25 protein-coding genes are annotated in these 24,452 nt (G+C 67.0%); 17 read left to right on the forward strand and 8 right to left on the reverse strand.

Annotation, left to right across the window (positions count from 1 at the left end; translation table 11 throughout):
• Nucleotides 1-42 precede the first annotated feature (42 nt).
• Both WS62_RS05420 and WS62_RS05425 read right to left on the reverse strand, forming a co-directional pair.
• On the reverse strand, nucleotides 43-1,074 hold the full coding sequence (locus WS62_RS05420; RefSeq protein ID WP_066568731.1) for a serine/threonine protein kinase: 1,032 nt from the start codon (nucleotides 1,072-1,074) through the stop codon (nucleotides 43-45).
• 40 nt (nucleotides 1,075-1,114) lie between these two features.
• Entirely contained in the window at nucleotides 1,115-1,327 is a 213-nt protein-coding gene (locus WS62_RS05425) for a hypothetical protein (protein ID WP_004198969.1), read from the reverse strand.
• Between the two features lie 346 nt (nucleotides 1,328-1,673).
• Between WS62_RS05425 and WS62_RS05430 the strand changes: the two genes are divergently transcribed.
• The 3 genes from WS62_RS05430 to WS62_RS05445 all read left to right on the forward strand — a co-directional run bounded on the left by WS62_RS05430 (nucleotide 1,674) and on the right by WS62_RS05445 (nucleotide 4,679).
• Complete coding sequence (locus WS62_RS05430) at nucleotides 1,674-3,035, forward strand: MFS transporter (protein ID WP_066568733.1); 1,362 nt, start codon at nucleotides 1,674-1,676, stop codon at nucleotides 3,033-3,035.
• 345 nt (nucleotides 3,036-3,380) lie between these two features.
• Nucleotides 3,381-4,244, forward strand: a complete 864-nt coding sequence (locus WS62_RS05440; RefSeq protein ID WP_066568738.1) for a DMT family transporter — start codon at nucleotides 3,381-3,383, stop codon at nucleotides 4,242-4,244.
• Nucleotides 4,245-4,493: 249 nt separating this feature from the next.
• On the forward strand, nucleotides 4,494-4,679 hold the full coding sequence (locus WS62_RS05445; protein ID WP_010100910.1) for a hypothetical protein: 186 nt from the start codon (nucleotides 4,494-4,496) through the stop codon (nucleotides 4,677-4,679).
• An 88-nt stretch (nucleotides 4,680-4,767) separates the two neighbouring features.
• Here WS62_RS05445 and mgrA read toward each other — a convergent pair whose 3' ends face one another.
• Entirely contained in the window at nucleotides 4,768-5,811 is a 1,044-nt protein-coding gene (mgrA, locus tag WS62_RS05450; RefSeq protein ID WP_066568741.1) for an L-glyceraldehyde 3-phosphate reductase, read from the reverse strand.
• A gap of 175 nt (nucleotides 5,812-5,986) precedes the next feature.
• On the opposite strand from mgrA, the gene WS62_RS05455 reads away from it, so the two are divergent.
• Nucleotides 5,987-6,193, forward strand: coding sequence for a DUF3185 family protein (locus WS62_RS05455; protein ID WP_059471506.1), 207 nt, complete (start codon nucleotides 5,987-5,989; stop codon nucleotides 6,191-6,193).
• Nucleotides 6,194-6,391: 198 nt separating this feature from the next.
• Here WS62_RS05455 and WS62_RS05460 read toward each other — a convergent pair whose 3' ends face one another.
• Nucleotides 6,392-7,162, reverse strand: a complete 771-nt coding sequence (locus tag WS62_RS05460; RefSeq protein WP_066568744.1) for a phytanoyl-CoA dioxygenase family protein — start codon at nucleotides 7,160-7,162, stop codon at nucleotides 6,392-6,394.
• A gap of 368 nt (nucleotides 7,163-7,530) precedes the next feature.
• On the opposite strand from WS62_RS05460, the gene WS62_RS05465 reads away from it, so the two are divergent.
• Nucleotides 7,531-7,884 (forward strand): hypothetical protein, encoded by a 354-nt coding sequence (locus tag WS62_RS05465; RefSeq protein ID WP_066488993.1) that lies wholly within the window; start codon nucleotides 7,531-7,533, stop codon nucleotides 7,882-7,884.
• 147 nt (nucleotides 7,885-8,031) lie between these two features.
• On the opposite strand, the gene metK is transcribed toward WS62_RS05465, so the two are convergent.
• Nucleotides 8,032-9,219, reverse strand: coding sequence for a methionine adenosyltransferase (gene metK, locus WS62_RS05470; protein ID WP_059471504.1), 1,188 nt, complete (start codon nucleotides 9,217-9,219; stop codon nucleotides 8,032-8,034).
• Between the two features lie 266 nt (nucleotides 9,220-9,485).
• On the opposite strand from metK, the gene WS62_RS05475 reads away from it, so the two are divergent.
• From WS62_RS05475 to hslU, 9 genes are all read left to right on the forward strand, one after another.
• Nucleotides 9,486-10,370: a lipid A biosynthesis lauroyl acyltransferase gene (locus WS62_RS05475; protein ID WP_066568746.1), complete on the forward strand. Its 885-nt coding sequence runs from the start codon at nucleotides 9,486-9,488 to the stop codon at nucleotides 10,368-10,370.
• Nucleotides 10,371-10,399: 29 nt separating this feature from the next.
• The gene (gene dapF / locus WS62_RS05480; protein ID WP_066568750.1) at nucleotides 10,400-11,284 is read left to right on the forward strand and encodes a diaminopimelate epimerase; all 885 of its coding nucleotides are present in this window, start codon (nucleotides 10,400-10,402) and stop codon (nucleotides 11,282-11,284) included.
• A gap of 31 nt (nucleotides 11,285-11,315) precedes the next feature.
• On the forward strand, nucleotides 11,316-12,029 hold the full coding sequence (locus WS62_RS05485) for a DUF484 family protein (RefSeq protein WP_066568753.1): 714 nt from the start codon (nucleotides 11,316-11,318) through the stop codon (nucleotides 12,027-12,029).
• Nucleotides 12,030-12,064: 35 nt separating this feature from the next.
• Nucleotides 12,065-12,985, forward strand: a complete 921-nt coding sequence (gene xerC, locus WS62_RS05490) for a tyrosine recombinase XerC (protein ID WP_066568756.1) — start codon at nucleotides 12,065-12,067, stop codon at nucleotides 12,983-12,985.
• A gap of 65 nt (nucleotides 12,986-13,050) precedes the next feature.
• Nucleotides 13,051-14,331, forward strand: coding sequence for a class I SAM-dependent rRNA methyltransferase (locus WS62_RS05495; protein ID WP_066568758.1), 1,281 nt, complete (start codon nucleotides 13,051-13,053; stop codon nucleotides 14,329-14,331).
• A 179-nt stretch (nucleotides 14,332-14,510) separates the two neighbouring features.
• Complete coding sequence (locus WS62_RS05500; RefSeq protein WP_066568761.1) at nucleotides 14,511-15,593, forward strand: CobW family GTP-binding protein; 1,083 nt, start codon at nucleotides 14,511-14,513, stop codon at nucleotides 15,591-15,593.
• 752 nt (nucleotides 15,594-16,345) lie between these two features.
• Nucleotides 16,346-16,762: an RNA polymerase-binding protein DksA gene (gene dksA, locus WS62_RS05505; protein WP_010100883.1), complete on the forward strand. Its 417-nt coding sequence runs from the start codon at nucleotides 16,346-16,348 to the stop codon at nucleotides 16,760-16,762.
• Between the two features lie 261 nt (nucleotides 16,763-17,023).
• Nucleotides 17,024-17,560: an ATP-dependent protease subunit HslV gene (gene hslV, locus WS62_RS05510; RefSeq protein ID WP_059471495.1), complete on the forward strand. Its 537-nt coding sequence runs from the start codon at nucleotides 17,024-17,026 to the stop codon at nucleotides 17,558-17,560.
• Nucleotides 17,561-17,570: 10 nt separating this feature from the next.
• Nucleotides 17,571-18,914, forward strand: coding sequence for an ATP-dependent protease ATPase subunit HslU (gene hslU / locus WS62_RS05515; protein WP_066568764.1), 1,344 nt, complete (start codon nucleotides 17,571-17,573; stop codon nucleotides 18,912-18,914).
• Nucleotides 18,915-19,108: 194 nt separating this feature from the next.
• Here the strand turns inward: hslU and WS62_RS05520 are convergent, their stop codons facing one another.
• Genes WS62_RS05520 through WS62_RS05530 form a run of 3 tightly spaced genes read right to left on the reverse strand, consistent with a single transcriptional unit; the run spans nucleotide 19,109 to nucleotide 21,211 of the window.
• Nucleotides 19,109-19,651 carry a response regulator transcription factor gene (locus tag WS62_RS05520; protein ID WP_010100880.1) on the reverse strand — a complete coding sequence of 181 codons (543 nt, stop codon included), beginning with the start codon at nucleotides 19,649-19,651 and terminating at the stop codon, nucleotides 19,109-19,111.
• Nucleotides 19,652-19,670: 19 nt separating this feature from the next.
• Nucleotides 19,671-20,951: an ATP-binding protein gene (locus WS62_RS05525; protein WP_066568765.1), complete on the reverse strand. Its 1,281-nt coding sequence runs from the start codon at nucleotides 20,949-20,951 to the stop codon at nucleotides 19,671-19,673.
• 17 nt (nucleotides 20,952-20,968) lie between these two features.
• Nucleotides 20,969-21,211, reverse strand: a complete 243-nt coding sequence (locus WS62_RS05530) for a cysteine-rich CWC family protein (protein WP_066568766.1) — start codon at nucleotides 21,209-21,211, stop codon at nucleotides 20,969-20,971.
• Between the two features lie 324 nt (nucleotides 21,212-21,535).
• Here WS62_RS05530 and argB point away from each other — a divergent pair, with 324 nt between their 5' ends.
• The 3 genes from argB to slmA are packed head-to-tail and all read left to right on the forward strand — an operon-like array spanning nucleotide 21,536 to nucleotide 23,885.
• On the forward strand, nucleotides 21,536-22,435 hold the full coding sequence (argB, locus tag WS62_RS05535) for an acetylglutamate kinase (RefSeq protein ID WP_010100875.1): 900 nt from the start codon (nucleotides 21,536-21,538) through the stop codon (nucleotides 22,433-22,435).
• Nucleotides 22,432-23,235 (forward strand): pyrimidine 5'-nucleotidase, encoded by an 804-nt coding sequence (locus WS62_RS05540; protein ID WP_082720724.1) that lies wholly within the window; start codon nucleotides 22,432-22,434, stop codon nucleotides 23,233-23,235. The genes argB and WS62_RS05540 overlap by 4 nt, the downstream gene beginning before the upstream one ends.
• Nucleotides 23,202-23,885 carry a nucleoid occlusion factor SlmA gene (gene slmA, locus WS62_RS05545; RefSeq protein WP_066568771.1) on the forward strand — a complete coding sequence of 228 codons (684 nt, stop codon included), beginning with the start codon at nucleotides 23,202-23,204 and terminating at the stop codon, nucleotides 23,883-23,885. Before WS62_RS05540 ends, slmA begins: the two co-directional genes overlap by 34 nt.
• Nucleotides 23,886-24,452 lie beyond the last annotated feature (567 nt).

Genomic DNA, 24,452 nt, shown 5'->3' on the forward strand with positions numbered 1-24,452 from the left:
TGTCGATCGAGTGCAGGCCGCGCCCGACCGGCCCGGCGAACGTCACACGGGCCACAACGGTCCTTCCTGCATCGCGCCGATCTGCTCGCGCAATTCGAGCACGCGCGCCTCCCAATAGCGATGCGTGTTGAACCACGGAAACGCGGCCGGAAACGCGGGATCGTCCCAGCGGCGCGCGAGCCACGCCGCGTAATGAATGAGCCGCAGCGTGCGCAGCGCCTCGATCAGATGCAGCTCACGCGGATCGAATTCGCAAAAGTCCTCGTAGCCGGCGAGCAGATCGGCAAGCGCGCGCGTCGCGTCCGGCCGGTCGCCCGGCAGCAGCAGCCACAAGTCCTGCACGGCGGGCGCCATCCGGCTGTCGTCGAAGTCGACGAAGTGCGGGCCCGCGTCGGTCCACAGCACGTTGCTCGGATGGCAGTCGCCGTGCGCGCGCAGCATCCGCACGTCGCCCGCGCGCTCGTACGCTTGCGCGATGCCTTCCAGTGCGAGCGTCACCGCCGCTTCATAAGCAGGCCGAACGTCGTCCGGCACGAAGTCGTGCGACATCAGGAAGTCGCGCGGCTCGTAGCCGAACGTATCGATATCGAGCGTCGGCCGCGCGACGTACGGCTTCGTCGCGCCGACCGCGTGAATGCGACCGATGAAACGGCCGAGCCACTCGAGCGTGTCGCGACGATCGAGCTCGGGCGCGCGACCGCCGCGCCGCTCGAAGATCGCAAAGCGAAAGCCTTCGAATTCGTGCAGCGTGCGGCCGTCGAACGCGAGCGCCGGTACGGCCGGAATCTCGCGCGCCACCAGTTCGGCGACGAACGCATGCTCTTCGAGGATCGCGTCGTTCGGCCAGCGATGCGGACGATAGAACTTCGCGACGATCGGCGGCCCATCTTCGATGCCTGCCTGATAGACGCGGTTTTCGTAGCTGTTGAGCGCGAGCAGGCGCCCGTCGGTGCGCGAACCGGCGGGGATCAGCACGCTGTCGAGCGCGTCGAGAACACGCTCCGGCGTGAGACCTGCAAAAGGCAAGCCGGCGTTGTCGCCGGCTGCGGTGGATTCGGAAGTGGCGTCGGTCATGCCCCGCATTGTGCCGCGCGCGAGGCCGAAAGACGAGCGGTCAGTGCAGCGCCGCGCCCGCGGGAAGCACGGATTCGCCGGTGTCGATCAGATCCTCGAGAAAGAATGGCTCGGTATTGAGCTCCTTGGATTCGCCCGGCACGCCCGCGTACCAGGTCACCATCGCCATGTCCCCGAGAATGCGCTGGACGATGCCGCGCGCGCCTTTCGGCACGGCGATGTGGGTGGTGCAGACAATCGAACCGACATGCATGATGTTTCCCCGCTTTCAAAGCCGGCCGCGTGCTGCCCGGCCGGAAATACCCGAATTGCGCATCCATGCGGCGACGGTTGCGCGTATCCCATTGTTCACCGTTCATGGAATCGCGAAAACGCGAGCTGACGACAAAGGTACCGCCAATTCGCGGGATGCGTCGATTACGCCGCCGCGACGCCGCCATTATTACGGCAGCGCGTCGCTCCATCATACCCTGACGCGCGCGACCGCCATTCGGCGATTGATTCTGAAGTGCGGCCAAAAGCCAACGCCTCATCTGACGAAACGACGCCGAACGAACAACCGGCGTATCGTTTAGGTTTGCTTCGCTTGGAGAATCAGCGTGACTGTATCATCCGGCGCGCCGCGGCGCGCCGCCCGCGCGCGTCAGGACGACGCATCGGCCGTCGAGCGCGCGCCGTCCGCTTCGTCCGCTTCGTCCGCTTCGTCCGCGCCGTCCGCGCCGTCCGCGCCGTCCGCTTCGTCCGCGCCGTCCGCGCCGTCCGCTTCGTATCTCGAACGCGGCTCGCGCAGCTACTGGCACGCGAGCCTCGCGCTGCTGTTCGCCGGCTACGCGACGTTTTCGCTGCTCTACTACGTGCAGCCGCTCTTGCCCGAGTTCTCGAACACGTTCGGCGTGAGCCCCGCGCAGAGCAGTCTCGCGCTGTCGTTCGCGACCGCCGCGCTCGCCGCCGCGGTCTTCGTCGCAGGCTTCATCTCCGAAGCGCTGAGCCGTCACAAGCTGATGACGGCATCGCTCACCGCATCGTCGCTCCTCACGCTCGCCGCCGCGTTCGCGCCGCATTGGCATCAGTTGCTGATCCTGCGCGCGCTGACGGGACTCGCGCTCGGCGGCGTGCCCGCGGTCGCGATGGCGTATCTCGCGGAAGAAGTGCATCCGGACGGGCTCGGACTCGCGATGGGTCTCTACGTCGGCGGCACCGCGATCGGCGGGATGGCGGGGCGCGTGATCACCGGCATTCTCACCGGTCTGTTCTCGTGGCGCGTCGCAGTCGGCGTGATCGGCCTGCTCGGTCTCGCATCGATGCTCGCGTTTCGCACGCTGCTGCCGCCGTCGCGGCACTTCACGCCGCGCCGCGGCCTCAACCTCGCGCATCATCGCGCGTCGCTCGCCCACCATCTCGGCAAGCGGCGCGAACTGCCCGTGCTGTTTCTGATGGCGTTCGTGCTGATGGGCAGCTTCGTCACGCTCTACAACTACATCGGCTATCGGCTGCTCGCGCCGCCGTATTCGATGGGCCAGACGACGATCAGCGCGATCTTCGTCGTCTATCTGACGGGCGTCATCGCGTCGCCGCTGTCGGGGCGACTCGCCGATACGCTCGGCCGCGGCCGCGTGCTGATCGCAAGCCTCGTCGTGATGCTCGCGGGCGTCGCGCTGACGCTGCTCCATCCCGTCGCCGCGATCGCCGCGGGCATCGCGTGCGTGACGTTCGGCTTCTTCGCCGGCCACGCGGTCGCGAGCGGCTGGGTCGGCCGGCTCGCGCAGCACGGCAAGGGCCAGGCCGCGGCGCTCTATCTGCTCGCGTATTACATCGGCTCGAGCGTCGTCGGCTCGTTCGGCGGACGCTTCTGGAGCACGCTCGACTGGCCGGGCGTCGCGATGCTCGTCGGCGCGTTGCTCGTGCTGGGTGTCGTCGCGGCGACTTGGCTGCGCGTGCGCGAACGCGTCGGCGCCGCTTGACGGCATGACGCCGCCGAAGCGATTGCCAAGCGACGCATCGATGCGCTACCTTTGACGCTCTTGCATTTCCTTTCCCACTCGCCGCGATGAAACCCTCGTTGCCCGCCCGCGCCGTATCGAAGCCGTCAATCGCACGGCTGCCGCGCGCGTGCGCGCATCGTCCGCCTGCCGCTTTGCCGCGCGTCGGCGCGCCGCCTCCTCCGGCCGCGCTGCTCGGCTGACCGCCGCGCAACTTCTCTCGCTCTCCGTTCGCCGCTGACCGAACCGTTCCGCGCGCTCGTGCGCGGCGTATTCGCGCGCGCGTGCGTTCGGAGCGTTCCGATCCGATCGACAGGTGGATTTCAGATGGCTTCAGTCAAACCCGCGCTCGCTGCGCATGGTGCGACGTCGCTCTTCGTGCTGCTGTGGAGCAGCGGAGCGATCTTCGCCGAACTCGGCCTGCGGCATGCGTCCGCATTCGCTTTCCTGATCGCGCGCTTCGCGCTCGCATCGCTCGTTCTGCTCGTGCTGTCGCTCGCGCGACGCCGCTGGCTGCCGCCGCCCGGCGCGCGCCGCACGACGGTCGCGACCGGGCTGCTGCTCACGGGCGGCTACTCGATCCTGTATCTGCTCGCGCTCGAGCGCGGGCTCGCGCCCGGCATCCTCGCGACGATCCTCGGCGTGCAGCCGATCCTCACGCTCGTCGTACTCGAACGCCGCGCATCGGGCGCGCGGCTCGCGGGACTCGCACTCGCGCTGATCGGCTTGAGCCTCGTCGTCTACCGGAGCATTGCGGGCGGCGACGCGCCGGTGTCGGGCGCCGCGTGCGCACTCGGCGCATTGCTCGCGATCACGACAGGCGCGCTGCTGCAAAAACGCGTGCGCGCGGCGCCGATCGACGTGCTGCCGCTGCAGAACGCACTCGGCCTCGGGCTGTGCGTGCTGATCGCGCCGTTCGAGCCGATCTCGTTCGAAGCGAGCTGGTCGTTCGTGCTGCCGCTCGCATGGCTCGGCATCGTGATCTCGGTGTTCGCGCAGTTGCTGTTCTATCGGCTGATGCAGCAAGGCGACCTCGTCGACGTGACGAGCCTTTTCTATCTCGTCCCGGTCGTCACCGCGCTCATGGATGCCGCGTGGCTCGGCAATCGTCTCGCGCCGCTTGAGATCGTCGGCATGATCGCGATTCTCGCGGGGCTCGCGCTCGCGTTCCGACGCACCGCGCGCGAATGACGGCGGCCTGAAGACAAGGCGCCCGCACTGCAACATGCGGGCGCCTTGTTCACTGCGTCGCAACACGAGAAAGCAATTAGAAAGACGAAATGAAAGCGTATCGCCAGATTGTTCGCAATCAACCCAGCAAACTGCGAATTTTCGTCGCGCTACGAGGCTTCGGATAGCCCCAAATCGCCGGCCGTTACCTATACTCGAAGCAACCGGCCGCCCCGCACGCGACCGGGCCAGACAAGAAAGGAGACACGCATGTCGACTTACTTCACGATCGGCGACTTCATCCTGCTGATCCCGATGGCGCTCGCCGGCGCGCTGTTCCTCGGCGCGATCCCGTGCGCGACCGAATTCCGTCATAACGTACTGCGCGTGCTCGGCGCGATGCTCGGCATGGCCGTCGCCGTGCTGCTGGTCGAAGGGCTCCCCGCGCTAATCTAGCCGCGACGCCCGCGCCACGCACATCCGCCTGCGCCGCATTCGGCACGCCGGAAACCGGCAGCAGGCACGTCGTCAGGATGACTACCGATCAGATCGCCTGATCGGTGGACGGCTTTTCCCACAAGTTGATCCCGCCTTCCGTCGCATAGCGATCGATTTCGGCGATCTCATCGTCGCTGAATGCGAGCTGCTGGAGCGCCGCCACGTTTTCGCGCACCTGCTCCGCGCGGCTCGCGCCGATCAACGCGGACGTCACGCGCCGATCGCGCAGCACCCACGCGAGCGCCATTTGCGCGAGACTCTGGCCGCGCCGCTGCGCGATCTCGTTCAGCTTGCGCACGTGATCGAGGTTCTGCACGCTCAGGTGATCGTCCTTCAACGATCCGCCGCCCGGCTTGTTGATTCGCGCATCGGCTGGCACGCCGTTCAGGTACTTCGACGTCAGAAGCCCCTGCGCGAGCGGCGTGAACGCGATGCAGCCAGAACCCGTCTCGTCGAGCGCATCGAGCAGTTCGCGCTCGATCCAGCGATTGAGCAGATTGTACGCGGGCTGGTGAATCAGGAGCGGCACCTTGTATTCGGCGAGCAGTTTCGCGATCTCGCGCGTCTTCGCCGCCGAATACGACGAGATCCCGATGTAGAGCGCCTTGCCCTGCTGCACGGCCGTCGCGAGCGCGCTCGCAGTTTCCTCGAGCGGCGTGTGCGCATCGAAGCGGTGCGAGTAGAAGATGTCGACGTAGTCGAGCCCCATCCGTTGCAGGCTCTGATCGAGGCTCGCGAGCACGTACTTGCGCGAGCCGCCGCCGCTGCCGTACGGACCGGGCCACATGTCCCAGCCGGCCTTCGTCGAAATCAGGAGTTCGTCGCGATACGGCTTGAAGTCCTCGCGCAGCAGCCGGCCGAAGTTCGTTTCGGCGCTGCCGTACGGCGGCCCGTAGTTGTTCGCGAGATCGAAATGGGTGATGCCGAGATCGAATGCGGTGCGCATGATCTCGCGCTGCGTCGAGATCGGCGTCGTGTCGCCGAAGTTGTGCCACAAGCCGAGCGAAAGCGCCGGCAGTTTGAGCCCGGATTTGCCGCATACGCGATACTGCATGTCCGCATAGCGCTCGGAAGCTGCTTCGTAGGCCATCTGAATTCCCGTCAGGACGTTGAACGAGGCCGGACGCGATCCGGCCGGACGAACCTCAGCCGGCCATGTTAGCCAACGATCGCGAATCGTGCAGCAATGCGCTGCCGCGATGGACGCGACGGCGGCGCTCCCCTACACTGCGGCGTCTTCATCATCCGATTCAGCGAGGATTTTCATGACTCGAGCGATTTCCGTTGCGCTCATCGTCGGCGGCGTCGTGCTGCTGTATTTCGGTGGCCAGTCGTTTCATTCGATCAACGACGGCATCGCACGCTTCTTCACCGGCTCGCCTTCGACAAAGACGACCATGCTGATCGCGGGCGGCGTCGTCGCGACGCTCGTCGGGCTGATCGGCCTGTCGATGCCGAGCGGCAAGCGCTGACGCGCTCGCGCTTTCGGCACTGCCCCAAGACGAAAACGGGCGGCCCGCATGCGGCCGCCCGGTCGTTGTCCGATCATCAGTTGCTTGCGCGCGATGCAAGGCCGCGCGCATCCGATCCCGCATGAGACGAACGCGCGACACGCGACGCATCGCTAATCGCGAATCACGCCGCTCCCGGCCGCCGCCGCGAACGGCGAACTAGAAGCGCACTTCCGGCTTCGACGCCGAGCGCGAGCCCGGAACCGGTCGATTGCTGTCGCCGTGGTAGGTGAACACGAGCGAGAACTTCACCTGATCGGTGCGGTTCTGACCCGCCGAATGCAGCGTGTTGCAGTGGAAGAACACGACGTCGCCCGCGGCGAGCTCCGGACACACTGCCTGGTCGATCAACTGCCGGTTCGCCGGCACGTCGCCGCGGAAAAACTTCGCTTCGTCGAAGCTCTCCGGCCCGAATTCCGCGCCATGCGAGCCCGGCACGAGCCACAGCGCGCCATTCTCGTTCGTCTCTGGCCCGAGCGCGAGCCACACGGACACGAGGTCCGGACGCTCGAACGACCAGTAGCGCACGTCGCGATGCCAGCCGGTCAGGCTGCCGTATGCCGGATGCTTCGTCATCATGCAGTTGTGATGCGCGCGCGACAGCATCGGCGTCTCGCCGAAATACGCACGCATCCACGCGGCGATCTCGGGCGCCGTCGCGCGCTCGGCGAACGCTTCGTCGCGCGCGTACGCGTCGAGCAGGCGCCGCACCGTATGGCCGCCCGGCGCGTGCCGCGATTCGGGCGCGCCCGGATAGCGCAAGTCGGCCTCGAATTCGAGCGGCTGCGCCGCTTCGTGCAATTGCCGCTCGGCAATCGCCTTCAGTTGCGCGCACCGCTCGGGCGCCACGAGCCCCGGAGCAACGACGAAGCCGCGCTCGCGCAGCGTCTGGACCTGCGTGTGAATCAACTCCGGGTGCAAGGAAGACATGGGATGTTCGACATAATTTTTATCAACGATCGATTGTAAAGCGGACGTGCTCGACATGCTCGGCCGCGACGCCGCCAAGCGGAAAACGGCGCGCGATCGCAGCGGCGAATTTGATGTAACGCAAAGGAACTGCCGGCCGCGCGCGCGCCACTAAGTTCGGCAGGCCCGCGCGCCACGCGCCTGCGCACAAGGGTTAGCGCGACTTTTTGGCGTCACGAATCGCCTGTAGCCTCGACGCACCTGCTAGTTTTCGCGGGCAGCGGCGCACCGATGCTTTCGGTACGATGGGTTCGACCCGTGCCGCATAACGGCCGTTTTTACATTCGCGCCCCGAAATGGGCGCAATCTACGAGCGAATTATTTTCGTCATGCCTTTCCGACTGACTTCCCGTCTTCACCGCACCCCGAAGAGCGCGCCGTCGGCGCCGCACCGGATCGTGCGCGCGTTGCGCCACCACAGCGCCCGGGCGAGCGTGCTCGCCGAGCGCGCTCGCCAGCACCAGCCGCGGCTCGACGGCCTGCGCGCGTGGCTGCACGCGTTCCTGTCGCTGATGAGTGCGCATGCGGCGGCACGCCGCACCGCGCTGCGCTCGCTGCTGCAAAAGCCGGCGTTGCGACTGCGCGTGCCGTCGCTGCATCGCGCGAGCGTCGCGCCGCCCCGGATCAACCGGCCGCGCCGTCTCGCAGCGAGCACCGGCTGGTTCGTGTTCGCCGCGCGCTGAACGCGCGAAGCACGCGGCAATTCGCCGCGTCCCGCAAGCCGCATGCCGCGACGAACGCAGGCAACGCCGAAGCAGGACGCGAGCGAAGCCGAAATGAAAAAACCCCGGCCGAGACCGGGGTTTTTGTTTGCTACGGCGAACCGTGCGTCAGGCGACTTGCACGGCCGGCTCGACGCCAGCCGCTTCGGCGAGCACGAGCGCCTTGTCGGCGGCTTCCCACGAGAATTCCGGCTCTTCGCGGCCGAAGTGGCCGTAGGCGGCGGTCTTCTCGTAGATCGGACGCAGCAGGTCGAGCATCTGGATGATGCCCTTCGGACGCAGGTCGAAGTGCTCGCGGACGAGCTTCGTGATCGTCTCGTCAGACACGCGGCCGGTGCCGAACGTATTGACCATCACCGAGGTCGGCTCGGCGACGCCGATCGCGTACGACACCTGGATCAGCGCGCGCGACGCGAGGCCCGCGGCGACGATGTTCTTCGCAACGTAGCGGCCCGCGTAAGCAGCCGAGCGGTCGACCTTCGACGGATCCTTGCCCGAGAACGCACCGCCGCCGTGCGGGGCCGCGCCGCCGTACGTGTCGACGATGATCTTGCGGCCGGTCAGCCCGCAGTCGCCTTGCGGGCCACCGATCACGAAGCGGCCGGTCGGGTTCACGAGGAACTTGATGTCGCCCTTGATCAGGTCGGCGGGCAGCGTCGGCTTGATGACCTCTTCGATCACCGCTTCACGCAGCGCGGGCAGTTCGATGTCCGGCGCGTGCTGCGTCGACAGCACGACGGTGTCGATCGAATGCGGCTTGCCGTCGACGTAGCGGACCGTCACCTGCGACTTCGCGTCCGGACGCAGCCACGGCAGGCGGCCGTCGCGGCGCAGGTTCGCCTGGCGCTCGACGAGGCGGTGCGACAGGTGGATCGGCAGCGGCATCAGCTCGGGCGTTTCGTCGCACGCATAGCCGAACATCAGGCCCTGGTCGCCTGCGCCTTGATCGAGGTTGTTGTCGTGCGCGCGGTCGACGCCTTGCGCGATGTCCGGCGATTGCTTGTCGTACGCGACGAGCACCGCGCAGCCCCGGTAGTCGATGCCGTAATCTGTGTTGTCGTAGCCGATGCGCTTGATCGTGTCGCGGGCGATCTGGATGTAGTCGATGTTCGCCGTCGTCGTGATTTCACCGGCCAGCACGACGAGGCCGGTGTTGCACAGCGTTTCGGCTGCGACACGGGAATACTTGTCTTGCGCGAGGATTGCGTCGAGGATCGCGTCGGAGATTTGGTCCGCGACCTTGTCCGGATGGCCTTCGGAAACGGATTCGGACGTAAAGAGATAATCGTTTGCCACGTTCTCAGGCTCCTGTTTTGGTTACGGTTGAAGTTCACGTAGCCAGCTTCCTGAGGCCCGAAGTGGCGACGCTTTAGCGGATTTCCTGCGCCGTGGACGCTTGTCGCGCCCGCCGGCTTCGCCCCGCAAGTTGTCAGTTAACTCGGCGAAGCCCGTATTATAGCGGCTTTCTCGAATTGTCACAGAGCGTCGATCGTGTTGCCCCTTCCGCTGTCCTTCAACCCTGTTCTCATCGCGCCGGCCGTCCGGATCGACGGAGGATTCGCATGCTAGGCCGTCTCGGCACGCAGCTCGCCGTCGCATTCCTCAAATTCCTCGCGGTCCTGCCCTACGGATTGACCGCGCGCCTCGGCGACGGCCTTGGCTGGCTGCTCTATCGGATCCCCAGCCGGCGAAAGCGCATCGTACACATCAATTTGAAACTTTGCTTCCCTGATTGGAGCGACGCGCGCCGCGAGGAAGTGGCCGGCCAGCACTTCCGGCACGCGATCCGCAGCTACGTCGAGCGCAGCTATCAGTGGTTCGCGTCGGAAGAAACCTTCCGCAAGCTGTACACGGTCGAGAGCGAGATCGACCTCACCGATCCGGACATGCCGCCGACCCTGCTGCTCGGCTTCCATTTCGTCGGCATCGAAGCCGGCTCGATGGCGATCAATCTCGCGCTCGGCCGCATATGCGGCTCGCTCTATACGCCGATGAAGAATCCTTTGATCGAAGCCGCGGCCAAGGCCGGCCGCAGCCGCTTCGGCGCGGAGCTGGCGAGCCGGGCGGACAACGCCCGCGTCGTGCTGCGCTGGCTGCGCGACCGCAAGCCGGTGATGCTCGGCGCCGACATGGACTACGGGCTGCGCAACTCGACCTTCGTGCCGTTCTTCGGCGTCCCGACCTGCACGCTGACGGCTGTCGGCCGCTTCGCGCAGGTCGGCCGTGCGCAGGTCGTGCCGTTCATCGGCGAAGTGCTGCCCGATTACAAGGGTTATCGGCTGAAAGTGTTCAAACCTTGGGAAAATTATCCGACGGGCGACGACGATCTCGACGCGCGCCGGATGAACGCATTCCTCGAAGCGCAGATCCCGCTGATGCCCGAGCAGTACTACTGGGTGCACAAGCGCTTCAAGACGCGCCCGCCCGGCGAGCCGAGCTTCTATTGACCTCGCCGCCGCGGCATACAATAGCGCCCATGAAACTCTCGTTTACCAAGATGCACGGCGCGGGCAACGACTTCGTCGTGCTCGACGGCTACACCCGCGCGCTGCCCACGCTCACCGGCGCGCAGGTGCGCGCGCTCGCCGACCGCCACTTCGGGATCGGCGCCGATCAGCTCTTGCTCGTCGAAAAGCCGACCGTCGAAGGCGCCGATTTCAAATACCGGATCTTCAACTGCGACGGCGGCGAGGTCGAGCACTGCGGCAACGGCGCGCGCTGCTTCGTCAAGTTCGTCCGCGACAACGGGCTCACCGACAAGGCGAGCGTGCGCGTCGAAGTGAAGCACGGCGTGATCACGCTGACGATGCAGGACAACGGCGAGGTCGTCGTCGACATGGGCGCGCCGGTATTCGAGCCGGCTCGCGTGCCGTTCGACGCGAGCGGCCTCGATGGCCGCCGCGAAGGCGCCGACACGCTGTGGCCGCTCGACGTGAACGGCGCGACGCGCTGGATCTCGGTCGTGTCGATGGGCAATCCGCACGCGGTGCAGATCGTCGACGACGCCGAGGCGTTCCCGGTGCTCGTCGACGGGCCCGCGATCGAGCGCCATCCGCGCTTTGCCCAGCGCGTGAACGCGGGCTTCATGCAGCGCGTGTCGCGCCACGAGGTGAAGCTGCGCGTCTACGAGCGCGGCGCGGGCGAGACGCTCGCGTGCGGCACGGGCGCGTGCGCAGCGGTCGCGGCGGGCATCCGGCGCGGGCAACTCGATTCGCCCGTCACGGTCCATACGCATGGCGGCACGCTGACGATCTCGTGGGACGGCGCGCGCGACGAAAGCGCGCCGCTGCTGATGGCCGGCCCGGCGACGACCGTCTTCGAAGGCGTGATCGACCTGTCCGTCCGGCCTTTTGTTGTCTGACCTTTCATTTGCTGAAGCTGAACGAAGCGCCATGAACGATCGCGAAGTCGCCGACTACCTGCTCGCCAACCCCGAATTCTTCGCCACGCACGCGGAGCTGCTCGCGACGATCAAGCTCGCGAACCCGCACGGCAAGGCGGCCGTGTCGCTGCAGGAGCGGCAGATGGAGATGCTGCGAGACAAGAACAAGCATCTCGAACGCCGGCTCGCCGAGCTGTTGCGCTACGGCCACGAGAACGACGGGCTCGCCGCGAAATTCAACCGCTGGACCGCGCGCGTGATCGCCGAGCGCGATCCGTACGCGCTGCCGCGCTCGATCGCGGGCGGCCTCGCCGACATGTTCGACGTGCCGCAGACGGCGCTGAGGCTCTGGGATGTCGCCGACACCTACGCGCAAGCCGATTTCGCGCGCAACGTCGGCGAGGAAGTGCGGCTCTTCACGAACAGCCTTGCGACCCCTTATTGCGGAGCGAATACCGGCTTCGAGGCCGCGCAGTGGCTCGCGCCCGTCGCGGCCGCGCCAGCCGTCGACGGCGGCGACGCGCCCGCCGCGAGCGGCGCCGCCGAATCGGTCGCGCTGATCGCGCTGCGCGCGCCCGCAGCGGGCGACGGCGCGAGCGCGTTCGGCCTGCTCGTGCTGGGCTCGCCGGACCCGCGGCGCTTCCACGACGGGATGGGCACCGATTTCCTCACGCAGATCGGCGCGCTCGCGAGCGCGGCGCTCACGCGCCTGCTGCCGCACTGACGGCCGCGCAGAGCGCCTCGCCTCCCGACCGCGCCATGGCCGCCGACCCGATCGCCGACTACCTGTCGAACCTGCGGCACGTCAGGAAGCTGTCGGACCACACGCTGCGCGCGTACGCGCACGAGCTCGACGAGCTGAAGAAGCTCGCGAACGGCCGGCCGTTCGAAAGCCTGACGGCCGTCGACGTGCGCAGCGCGGTCGCGCGCGCGCATGCGGGCGGCCTGTCGGCGCGCTCGATCTCGCACCGGCTGTCCGCATGGCGCGCGTTCTACCGCTGGTTCGCGCAGCACGTCGAGATGAACGCGAATCCGGTGGCGACGATCCGCGCGCCGAAGCGCGCGAAGCTGCTGCCGAAGGCATTGTCCGTCGACGACGCAGCCGCGCTGATGGACGCACCGACGTCCAGCACCGCCGAGAGCCTGCGCGACCACGCGATCCTCGAGCTGTTCTATTCGTCCGGGTTGCGGCTCGCCGAGCTGATCGGCCTCGACGTCGCGTACGTGAGAAACGGCGAGCATCGCTCCGAAGGCTGGCTCGACCTCGCCGAAGCGGAAGTCACGGTGCGCGGCAAGGGCGACAAGGAGCGCAAGGTGCCCGTCGGCCGCAAGGCGATCGACGCGCTCAACGCATGGCTCGCGGTGCGCGGCGAGTTCGTGAGGCACGATCCGCATCCGCTCTTCCTGTCGGTGCGCGGCAACCGGATGTCGCCCGGCGTCGTGCGCGAGCGCGTGAAGCGCGCGGCGCTCGCGGCGGGCATCCCGGCGAACGTCCATCCGCACGTGCTGCGCCACTCGTTCGCGACGCACGTGCTGCAGTCGAGCGGCGACCTGCGCGCGGTGCAGGAGTTGCTCGGCCACGCGAGCATCTCGGCGACGCAGGTCTATACGTCGCTCGACTTCCAGCATCTGGCGAAGATTTACGACAGCGCGCATCCACGCGCGAAGAAGCGCGACTGACGCGCGTCGCCCACGCTCACCGAATCACATTCCGCCGCGTCCGACGCGGCTTTTTCGATCCCGACATGCATACCGTTACGCTCAAGCCGTCGAAAGACAAATCCCTGCTGCGCCGCCATCCGTGGGTCTACGCGAACGCGATCGAGCGCGTCGACGGCAAGCCCGCGCCCGGCGCGACCGTCATCGTGCGCGCACACGACGGGCGCTTCCTCGCGCGCGCGGCGTATAGCCCGCATTCGCAGATCCGGCTGCGCGCGTGGAGCTTCGACGAGGCCGAGCCGATCGACCACGCGTTCTTCAAGCGGCGCGTGCAGCGCGCGATCGCGCATCGCAACGCGATGATCTCGGGCACGGGCGCGGTGCGGCTCGTCTTCGGCGAGGCGGACGGGCTGCCGGGGCTCATCGTCGATTACTACATCGCGGCGCAAGTTCCCGGCGGAGCCACCGCGGCGCACGCCGCCGAGGACGGTGCGGCGGCGCAAGCCACGTCGAACGACGGCACCGCCGGCGCGGGCCGCGCGCAGCTCGTCTGCCAGTTCATGGCGGCGGGCGTCGAGCAGTGGAAGGACGCGATCGTCGCGGCGCTCGTCGCCGCGACCGGCTGCCCGAACGTCTACGAGCGCTCGGACGTGTCGATCCGCGAGAAAGAAGGCCTCGAACAGACGACGGGCGTGCTCGCCGGCGACGCACCGCCCGATACGCTGATCACGAACGAGAACGGCGTGCTGTATCACGTCGACGTCCGCAACGGGCACAAGACGGGCTTCTACGTCGACCAGCGCGACAACCGCGCGCTCGTCGCGCAGTACGCGCGCGATCGCGACGTGCTGAACTGCTTCTGCTATACGGGCGGCTTCTCGCTCGCAGCGCTGAAGGGCGGCGCGAAGCGGGTCGTGTCGATCGATTCGTCGGGCGACGCGCTCGCGCTCGCGCAGCAGAACGTCGCGACGAATGGCTTCGACGCGGCGCGCGCCGAGTGGCTCGACGCGGATGCGTTCAAGACGCTGCGCCGTCTCGTCGAAGACGGCGAGCGCTTCGACCTCATCGTCCTCGATCCGCCGAAATTCGCGCCGACTCGCGACAGCGTCGACCGTGCCGCGCGCGCCTACAAGGACATCAACCTGAGCGGCTTCAAGCTGCTGCGCCCGGGCGGCCTCTTGTTCACGTACTCGTGCTCCGGCGCGATCGACATGGATCTATTCCAGAAGATCGTCGCGGGCGCGGCGGCCGACGCGAAGGTCGACGCGCGGATCCTGAAGCGCCTCGGCGCGGGCGTCGACCACCCGCTGCTGACCGCGTTCCCCGAAGGCGAATATCTGAAAGGGCTGCTGTTGCAAATCGCGTGATCACCCCGATCTGAACCGGCGGCACAGTGCGAGCCCGCGCCGCCCTGGCCGTCCGGCCGGCAGCGGGGGCTTGACAGATATGTTTCAATTATCAATTGAGCGCCCGGGAAGTCTCGCCGGGCGCGCTGTTTTATTCAGCGGTTTTGACCCCGTTTCACGAACCACAGGCGATCGACGACATGGCCATTCCCGTCACTATCCTCACCGGCTTCCTCGGCAGCGGCAAGACCACGCTGCTCAAGCGCATCCTGAACGAACAGCACGGCATGAAGATCGCCGTGATCGAAAACGAGTTCGGCGAGGAGAACATCGACAACGAGATCCTCGTCCAGGAATCGAACGAGCAGATCATCCAGATGAGCAATGGCTGCATCTGCTGCACGATCCGCGGCGACCTCGCGCGCGCGCTCGCCGATCTCGCCGCGAAGAAACGCGACGGCAAGTTCGATTTCGACCGCGTCGTGATCGAGACGACGGGCCTCGCGAATCCGGGCCCCGTCGCGCAGACGTTCTTCATCGATGGCGAAATCGCCGACGAATTCCTGCTCGACGCGGTCATCACGCTCGTCGACGCGAAGCATGCCGACGCGCAGCTCGACGAGCACGAGGTCGTGCAGCGACAGGTCGGCTTCGCCGATCGGCTGTTCATCACGAAGGCGGATCTCGTCGACGACGAGACGGTCTCGGACCTCAAGCACCGCCTGCTGCACATGAACCCGAAGGCGGCGATCATGGTCGTGAACTTCGGCGACGCGGACATCAAGGAGATCTTCGACCTGCGCGGCTTCAACCTGAACGCAAAGCTCGAGATCGATCCGGACTTCCTCGCCGAAGACGAGCACGAGCATCACGACCATCACGATCAGGGCCACGACCATGATCACGCGCATTGCGACCACGATCACGGCCATTGCGAGCATGATCACGAGCACGGCCATCAGAATCATCACCACGCGCACCACGACGACAAGATCAAGTCGTTCGTCTACCGCAACGACCGCCCGTTCGACCCGAACAAGCTCGAGGACTTCCTCGGCGGCATCCTGCAGATCTACGGCGAGCGGATGCTGCGCTACAAGGGCGTGCTGTACATGAAGGGCGTCGACCGCAAGGTCGTGTTCCAGGGCGTGCACCAGATGATGGGCAGCGACCTCGCGGCGAAATGGCTGCCGGCCGAGAAGAAGACCAACAAGATGGTGTTCATCGGCATCGACCTGCCGCGCGACCTCATTACCGACGGCCTCGACGCCTGCCTCGCATAAGCGAGCGGCAACGGCGCGCGCGGCTCGGAATCCGCGCACGGACTCGCACGATGCGGCCTGCGCAGTACGATTCGAGCGGGCCGGGCGCGCGAGTGCGGCGCGGCTTCGCCGCCCGTCGCCGATCTCGATAGCGCGCGGCCGCCGACCGCGCGCCGCAAATCGCGCGCCGCAAATCGCGAGCCGTAAGCCGTAAGCCGCAAGCCGCCGGGCCGCAAGACGCAAGACATTTGGCAGGCGAATCGCAGCAACGCAGAACGACCGGGCCAACCACAAAACCCACGCGTCACGGCAGCCGCAAGCGGAACGTCCGAGCGTCGGCCACGGGCAAGCCGTTGGCCGCTGCCGCGCGCATGCCGGGAAGGCCGCCGCGCCGGCTGCGGACCGACATGCGGACGTCATCGCTTTTTCCTGATTTGCGGGTTATATTTTCACGATACCGCTTGATCGGCAGGGGATCGACCCGATACGGCGACGGCTTGTGATTCAGTTACAATACCTGCCCGCTGGAGAAGGGCGACGGCAGGCCCGATCCTTGCGTGGAGCCTGGGCGGCGCGGTAGAGCGCCGGGGATGGCCGCCCGCCGGTCACGCGCAATCCGGTCCGCCCAAGGGAGTACTGAACGAGATGGGTCCGGTATCCGGAGGCTTTCGGCCCCGCCGCAGCGAATGGCAAACAATTGCAAGGGCTGTTGCGGGTAATCCCAAAGTGCGGGCAATATCCATGGATTCGCCGCACATTGAAGAAGCAAGCAGATGACGAAGAAACTCTTGACCGAAGCCGAAATCCTGAAGATGAGCGACAAGGATTACATGAATGAGGATCAGCTCGCCTTCTTCAAAAATCGGCTCGAACAATTGCAGGCGGAAATTCTCCGCAATGCGGGCCAGACGACCGAGAATCTGCGCGAAACGGTGATCGTGCCGGATCCCGCCGATCGTGCGACGATCGAGGAAGAGCACGCGCTCGAACTGCGCACGCGCGACCGCGAACGGAAGCTTCTCAAGAAGGTCCAGCAGTCGCTCGCCCGTATCGATTCGGGCGAATACGGCTGGTGCGAAGAGACGGGCGAGCCGATCGGCATCCCGCGTCTGCTCGCACGTCCGACAGCGACGCTGTCGCTCGAGGCGCAAGAGCGCCGCGAGCTGCGTCAGAAGCTGTTCGGCGACTGACCTTCCCGGCGCGGCCCGCCTTCCGCGCCCGACACGCTTTGCACAAAGCGCGCGGCCTGCCGCGCGCTTTTGTTTTTCCCGCCGCCGCGTCCTTTCCCCTCGCGGCGACGCCCGCCGCACGCCGCTCTTGATATCGCGGCGCCCGCCCTAAAATGAAGACAATGCGCGTCGAGCCGGCCGCCAGGCCACGGCTTCCGCGCGCCGCATCACGCGGCGGCGCCCCGCGCGCCCCGCATCCCCCGTCTTTCTCGAGGAATACAGATGGAGCAATTTCACGGCACGACGATCGTCTCCGTGCGACGCGGAGACAAGGTTGCGCTCGGCGGCGACGGCCAGGTCACGCTCGGCAACATCGTGATGAAGGGCGGTGCGCGCAAAGTGCGCCGCATCTATAACAACCAGGTGCTTGTCGGCTTCGCGGGCGGCACGGCCGACGCGTTCTCGCTCCTCGACCGCTTCGAGGCGAAGCTCGAAAAGCACCAGGGCAACCTGACGCGCGCCGCCGTCGAGCTCGCGAAGGATTGGCGCACGGACCGGATGCTGCGCCGTCTCGAAGCGATGCTGATCACGGCCGATGCGAGCACGACGCTCGTCATCACCGGCAACGGCGACGTGCTCGACCCGGAAGGCGGGATCTGCGCGATCGGCTCGGGCGGCGCGTACGCACAGGCCGCCGCGCGCGCGCTCGCGGAGAACACCGATCTGTCCCCGCGCGACATCGTCGAGAAGGCGCTCGAGATCGCGGGCGACATGTGCATCTACACGAACCACAACCGGATCATCGAGACCATCGAGTAAGGACGAAGCAATGAGCACCATGACCCCTGCCGAGATCGTCTCGGAACTCGACAAGCACATCATCGGCCAGGACAAGGCGAAGCGGGCCGTCGCGGTCGCGCTGCGCAACCGCTGGCGCCGCCAGCAGGTCGCCGATCCGCTGCGCACGGAAATCACGCCGAAGAACATCCTGATGATCGGGCCGACGGGCGTCGGCAAGACCGAAATCGCGCGCCGCCTCGCGAAGCTCGCCGATGCGCCGTTCATCAAGATCGAAGCGACCAAGTTCACCGAAGTCGGCTACGTCGGCCGCGACGTCGACAGCATCGTGCGCGACCTGATCGAGACCTCGGTCAAGCAGACCCGCGAAGCGGAAATGCGCAAGGTGCGCAGCAAGGCGACCGACCAGGCCGAGGACCGCATCCTCGATATCCTGCTGCCGCAGCCGCGCGCGGTCGGCTTCGGCGCGAGCGCCGAGCACGCGAACGACGACAACAACGCGACCCGCCAGACATTCCGCAAGCGCCTGCGCGAAGGCCAGCTCGACGACAAGGACGTCGAGCTCGACATCGAGCAGCCGACGGTCGGCATGGACATCATGGCGCCGCCGGGCATGGAAGAGATGACCGAGCAGATCCGCTCGATGTTCTCGAACCTGGGCGGCGGCAAGAAGACGCGCCGCAAGCTGAAGATCAAGGAAGCGCTGAAGCTGCTCACCGACGAGGAAGCGGCGAAGATGCTGAACGAAGAGGAAGTGAAGACGAAGGCCGTGCAGAACGTCGAGCAGAACGGCATCGTGTTCCTCGACGAGATCGACAAGATCACATCGCGCAACCACGAAGGCGGCGGCGGCGAAGTGTCGCGGCAGGGCGTCCAGCGCGATCTGCTGCCGCTCGTCGAGGGTACGACGATCAACACGAAGTACGGGATGGTGAAGACCGATCACATCCTGTTCATCGCGAGCGGCGCGTTCCATCTCGCGAAGCCGAGTGACCTGATCCCCGAACTGCAAGGGCGCTTTCCGATCCGCGTCGAGCTCGATTCGCTGTCGGTGAAGGACTTCGAAGCGATTCTCGTCGCGACCGACGCGAGCCTCGTCAAGCAGTATCAGGCGCTCCTCGCGACCGAGGACGTGCAGCTCGAGTTCGCCGACGACGGCATCCGCCGGCTCGCCGAGATCGCGTACTCGGTCAACGAAAAGACCGAGAACATCGGCGCGCGGCGTCTCTACACGGTGATCGAGAAGCTGCTCGAGGAAGTGTCGTTCGCGGCGGGCAACCACGCCGGCCAGAGCGTGACGATCGACGCAGCGTACGTCGACCGTGCGCTCGGCGAGGTGTCGAAGGACGAGGATCTGTCGCGCTACGTGCTGTAACGCGAAGCGATTTCTCCGCCGCCGCATGAAAAAAACGGGCAGTCCCTTGCGGGCTGCCCGTTTTTTTTCGTTTCGGCGCGGCGCGCACAAGGCGGCGCGCGGCGCGGCATCGATGGCGCGGCGGTTGCCGCCGGTCGCCGGCCGTCGCCGCGACACGCCGAGCGCCGCTCGCGCGCCCGCGGCGCGCCTCCCGCTTACTGCCGCACCGGCTTCTTCGCGAGCTTGCGCTGCAGCGTGCGGCGGTGCATGTTGAGCGCGCGCGCGGTCGCCGAGATGTTGTTGTTGTTCTCCGCGAGCACGCGCTGGATGTGCTCCCATTCGAGCCGGTCGACCGACAGCACCACCGGATTCTCGAGCGCCTCCTCGGCCTGCACTTCGCTCGCGTTCGTCTGCAGCGCGGCGAGGATCGATTCGACGTTCGCCGGCTTCGCGAGATAGTTGTCCGCGCCGTCCTTCACCGCCTGCACCGCGGTCGCGATGCTCGCGTAGCCCGTCAGCACGAGGATCCGCGCATCGGGCTGCAGATCGCACAGCGGCGCGATGAGGCTCAGGCCCGAATCGTCGCCGAGGTGCAGATCGACGGTGATGAACTGGAATTTCTCGGCGCCCGCAAGCTTGAGCGCCTCGTCCTTGTTGTGCGCCTGCCGCACCACGTAGCCGCGGCGCTCGAGCCCGCGCGCCAGCGTGCCGGCAAACACTTCGTTGTCGTCGATCACGAGGAAATTCTTGTCGCTCATTTGCATCACTCCGTCTTGTCTATCCGTTACCGTTCGCCATCTCGGCCGCCACCTGGCGCGCGACCGGCAGCCGCAGGATCGCCCGCGTGCCCCGCGGCTGCGCGTCGGCGAGCTCGATCGAGCCGCTGAGGCGCGCCGCCGCGCTGAACGCCAGATACAGGCCAACCCCGTGGCCGCCCTGCGTGCTGTCGACCGGCGCCGCGCCGAGCGCATCGCGCAACGCAGCCGGGATGCCCGGTCCGTTGTCGCATACTTCGAACTCGATCTCGTCGCGTGCGCCGTCGTGCGCGATCGTTGCCATCAGCGTAACGCGATCGCGGCTCGCGCGCGCGGCATTGTCGAGCAAGATGGTCAGGATCTGGCCGACCGCGACCGTGTCGTCGAGCGCGACGCCCACGGGCTGCGGCCCCCGCCGCTCGAACAGCACGTGCGGATGGCGCAGCCGCCAGTGCTCGACGAACGTGTCGAGCCATTCGGCGGCCGGCTGCCGGCTCGGCCGCTCCGATGCGCGGCTTCTGAGGCGCGCGAGCGCCGACGTGCACTGCGACATCTGCTCCTCGAGCACCTTCAGGTCGGCATCGTAGCGCGCGAGCCCCACGTCCGTGCGAGCGGCCTCGCGCAATTCCTCGGTCAGCATCGCGATCGTCGACAGCGGCGTGCCCATCTCGTGCGCGACCGTGGCTGCCTGCACGCCGAGCGCGACCGCGCGCTCGTCGCGCAGAAGAGCCTGCTGCGCCTCGCCGAGCGCCGCGTCGCGCTGGCGCAGCGCGCTCGACATCCGCGCGACGAACCACGCGATGAGCCCGACGCTCACCATGAAGTTCACCCACATGCCCGCACGGAAATAATCGAACAGATTCGCCGGATTATCCAGGTTGAGCGGCACCGAATCGAAGCCGAGCGCGAGATAGCAGGCGACCGCGAACGCTGCGAGCCAGATCATCAGGTGCCACGGCAGCACCGCGGCCGCGATCGCGAGCGACGGCAGATAAAGCGACACGAACGGGTTCGTCGTCCCGCCGGACAGGAAGAGAAGCGCCGAGAGCGCGCCCAGGTCGACCCACAGCTGGCCGAGCAGCTCGAAGTTGGTCTCGGGCCGCGCGCGCAGCACGCGCACCCACGTGAGCGCGTTGAAGACGATTTCGAGCGCGATCACCATCAGCATCGCGGGCAACGGCAGATGGACGCCGAAATAGGTCTGTACGACGGCGATCGTGACGAGTTGGCCGATGATCGCGAGATTGCGCAACCAGAACAGATGGCTCAGGTTGACGCGTCCGGTGGTGGTGATTCGTTGCATCCGCGCAGTTTACCTTCTTAGTCTTCGCGCGCCGGGCGGTCGCCCCCTTCGCTTGCGGCGACGCGCCGGGCAATCTCGTCGGCGAGACACTCCGGACACAGGCAGCGCGCGCCCGTCGCGGGCTGCGCGCCCGGCGGCAGGCCCGGCATCGCCGCGCACCAGCAGGTGAACGGACGCGTGCGGGCACCGCAGTCGAATGCGCTGCCGCAGCGCGGGCAACGCTTGCTGATCAGGCCGGACGAAGCGGCGGGCACGGTCATCGCGGATTGGCCGGGTCAAGCCGGAATGGGCAATAAAGGACGAAAGGGCGAACATCGGCGCCGGCCGGGACAGCCGACCCGCGACCTCGACGCGACCGCTCGGCAACCGCCTCGCGGCCGCAGCCGAGCACTACGCCCCAAGCATAAGCGCCGCGCGCGGAAATTGCATGCGGATTGCGCAGGAAAACCCCACTTTTCGGTCGGCGGCCCCGGGTTGCCGCACGCGCTTTCGGCATCGGCCGAACGGCCAAAAACCCCATGCTGCGCTGCGCCACTCCTGTACAATTCCGCCTGTTTCAACCGTTTCGCACCAGAGCCGCCGCCATGTCCGAGCCGATCGACCTCTCGCAGATCTCTCCCGTACTGAAAGCCGAAGTCCTCGCGGAGGCGCTGCCTTACATTCGCCGCTACCACGGCAAGACCGTGGTCATCAAATACGGCGGCAACGCGATGACGGAAGAACGGCTCAAGCAAGGCTTCGCGCGCGACGTGATCCTGCTCAAGCTCGTCGGCATCAATCCGGTGATCGTGCACGGCGGCGGCCCGCAAATCGACCAGGCGCTCAAGAAGATCGGCAAGCAGGGCACGTTCATCCAGGGGATGCGCGTCACCGACGAAGAGACGATGGAAGTCGTCGAATGGGTGCTGGGCGGCGAGGTGCAGCAGGACATCGTCACGCTGATCAACCACTTCGGCGGCCATGCAGTCGGCCTGACGGGCAAGGACGGCGGCCTCATCCACGCGCGCAAGCTGATGATGCCGGATCGCGACAACCCGGGCCAGTACGTCGACATCGGCCAGGTCGGCGAGGTCGAGGCGATCAACCCGGCCGTCGTGAGGGCGCTGCAGGACGACGCGTTCATCCCGGTGATCTCGCCGATCGGCTTCGGCGAAGACGGCCTCTCGTACAACATCAATGCGGACCTCGTCGCCGGCAAGCTCGCGACCGTGCTGAACGCCGAAAAGCTCGTGATGATGACGAACATTCCCGGCGTGATGGACAAGGAAGGCAACCTGCTGACCGATCTATCCGCGCGCGAAATCGATGCGCTGTTCGAAGACGGCACGATCTCGGGCGGCATGCTGCCGAAGATCTCGTCGGCGCTCGACGCGGCGAAGAGCGGCGTGAAGTCGGTGCACATCGTCGACGGCCGGATCGAGCACTCGGTGCTGCTCGAGATTCTGACCGAGCAGCCGTTCGGCACGATGATCCGCTCGCATTGAGCACGCGCCGTCCGCCGCCTCGCGCGGCCTTGCCGCCGGCGGGCGAGCAGACGCCCGAACGCCAGCGCGCGCGGCGCCCCCGCCCGCACGCGGGCGGCCCCGTCTGGCTCTTCGACCTCGACAACACGCTGCACCATGCGTCGCACGCGATCTTCCCGGCGATCAATCAGGCGATGACGCAGTACATCGTCGATATGCTGAAAGTCGAGCGCGCGCAAGCCGATCACCTGCGCACCCACTACACGCGCCGCTACGGCGCGGCGCTCCTCGGCCTCGCACGCCATCATCCGATCGATCCGCACGATTTCCTGAAAGTCGTCCACACGTTCGCCGACCTGCCGTCGATGGTGCGCGCCGAGCGCGGGCTCGCGCGGCTCGTCGCCGCGCTGCCCGGCCGCAAAATCGTGCTGACGAACGCGCCCGAAGCGTACGCGCGCGCCGTGCTGCGCGAACTGAAGATCGAGCGCCTGTTCGAGCGCGTGATCGCGATCGAGCACATGCGCGACCGCCACGCGTGGCGCGCAAAGCCCGATGCGACGATGCTGCGCCGGGCGATGCGCGCCGCGCACGCGCGCCTTTCGGACGCGATCCTCGTCGAGGACACGCGCGGCCACCTGAAGCGCTACAGGCGGCTCGGCATCCGCACCGTCTGGATCACGGGGCACCTGCCCGGTCATCTGCCAAGCTACGGACGACCGCACTATGTCGATCGTCGCATTGGTTCGCTAAAATCGCTGCGATTGGGCACTCGATCGGGGCGACGAAAATGCAGCCGACTTACCCGCAGGACCCGGCAGTAAACGCAGCGGCGAACGACGAACGCAACACCGCTTCGGGCGCCCGCGCGCGCCCGAAGCCGGGCGAGCGCCGCGTGCACATCCTGCAGACGCTCGCATCGATGCTCGAATCGCCGAAAAGCGAGAAGATCACGACCGCGGCGCTCGCCGCGCGCCTCGACGTATCGGAGGCCGCGCTCTACCGGCATTTCGCGAGCAAGGCGCAGATGTTCGAAGGACTCATCGAATTCATCGAGGGGACGTTCTTCGGGCTCGTCAACCAGATCGCCGCGAACGAGCCGAACGGCGTGCTGCAGGCGCGCTCGATTGCGCTGATGCTGCTCAATTTCTCCGCGAAGAATCCCGGCATGACGCGCGTGCTGACGGGCGAGGCGCTCGTCGGCGAGCACGAGCGCCTCGCCGAGCGAGTCAATCAGATGCTCGAGCGGATCGAGGCGTCGATCAAGCAATGCCTGCGCGTCGCGCTCCTCGAGGCCAACGCCCGCGCCGACGCCCCGCCTGCCGTGCCGCTGGCGGATGACTACGATCCGGCGCTGCGCGCGAGCCTCGTCGTCAGCTACGTGCTCGGCCGCTGGCACCGCTACGCGAAGAGCGGCTTCACGAAAGCGCCCGGCGAGCACGCCGACGCGCAGTTGCGGCTGATCCTGCAGTGACGGGGCGCGGCGCCCCCGAAGGGCGCCGGCGCGAGAGCCGCGCCGCTCTTGGCTCCTGGCTCCTGGCTCCTGGCTCCTGGCTCCAGGCTCCTGGCTCCTGGCTCCTGGTTCGCGGCTCTCGGCTCTCGGCTCTCGGCTCTCGGCTCTCGGCTCGCGATCCACGATTCGCACGCCCGCCCCGGTTCCCGACTCGTCGGCTCCCCGCATCATGATCTTGCTCCGCGATGCGCCGCGCCGTTCCCGCGTCCGATTCGCCCCATCCGTCGCCACGCCGCATGCAACGCCGGTCCGCACCGCGCCGGACGCCAACCGCACATGTTTCGATGCGTCGCCGCAATGACGCCTCCCTCGCCGCCCGCTTCTTGCAGCCCGATCGACCGTCCGCCGCCTGCGCCTCGATCACGCTCACCTCGACCACGACCCGCGTCCGCGCATCGCCGCGACGCCGAAGTTTTTCCGTTATGCGCCGGATCGCCGGCCGCACATGCGTCAACGCGCCGCCACGACGGCGCCACATCCCCGCCGCCGACTCCCCGCAGCCCGATCGACGTTCACCACCCGCGCCTC

It is taken from the genome of Burkholderia sp. ABCPW 14 (genome assembly GCF_001523835.1).
In the GTDB taxonomy this organism is placed as follows: domain Bacteria; phylum Pseudomonadota; class Gammaproteobacteria; order Burkholderiales; family Burkholderiaceae; genus Burkholderia; species Burkholderia mayonis.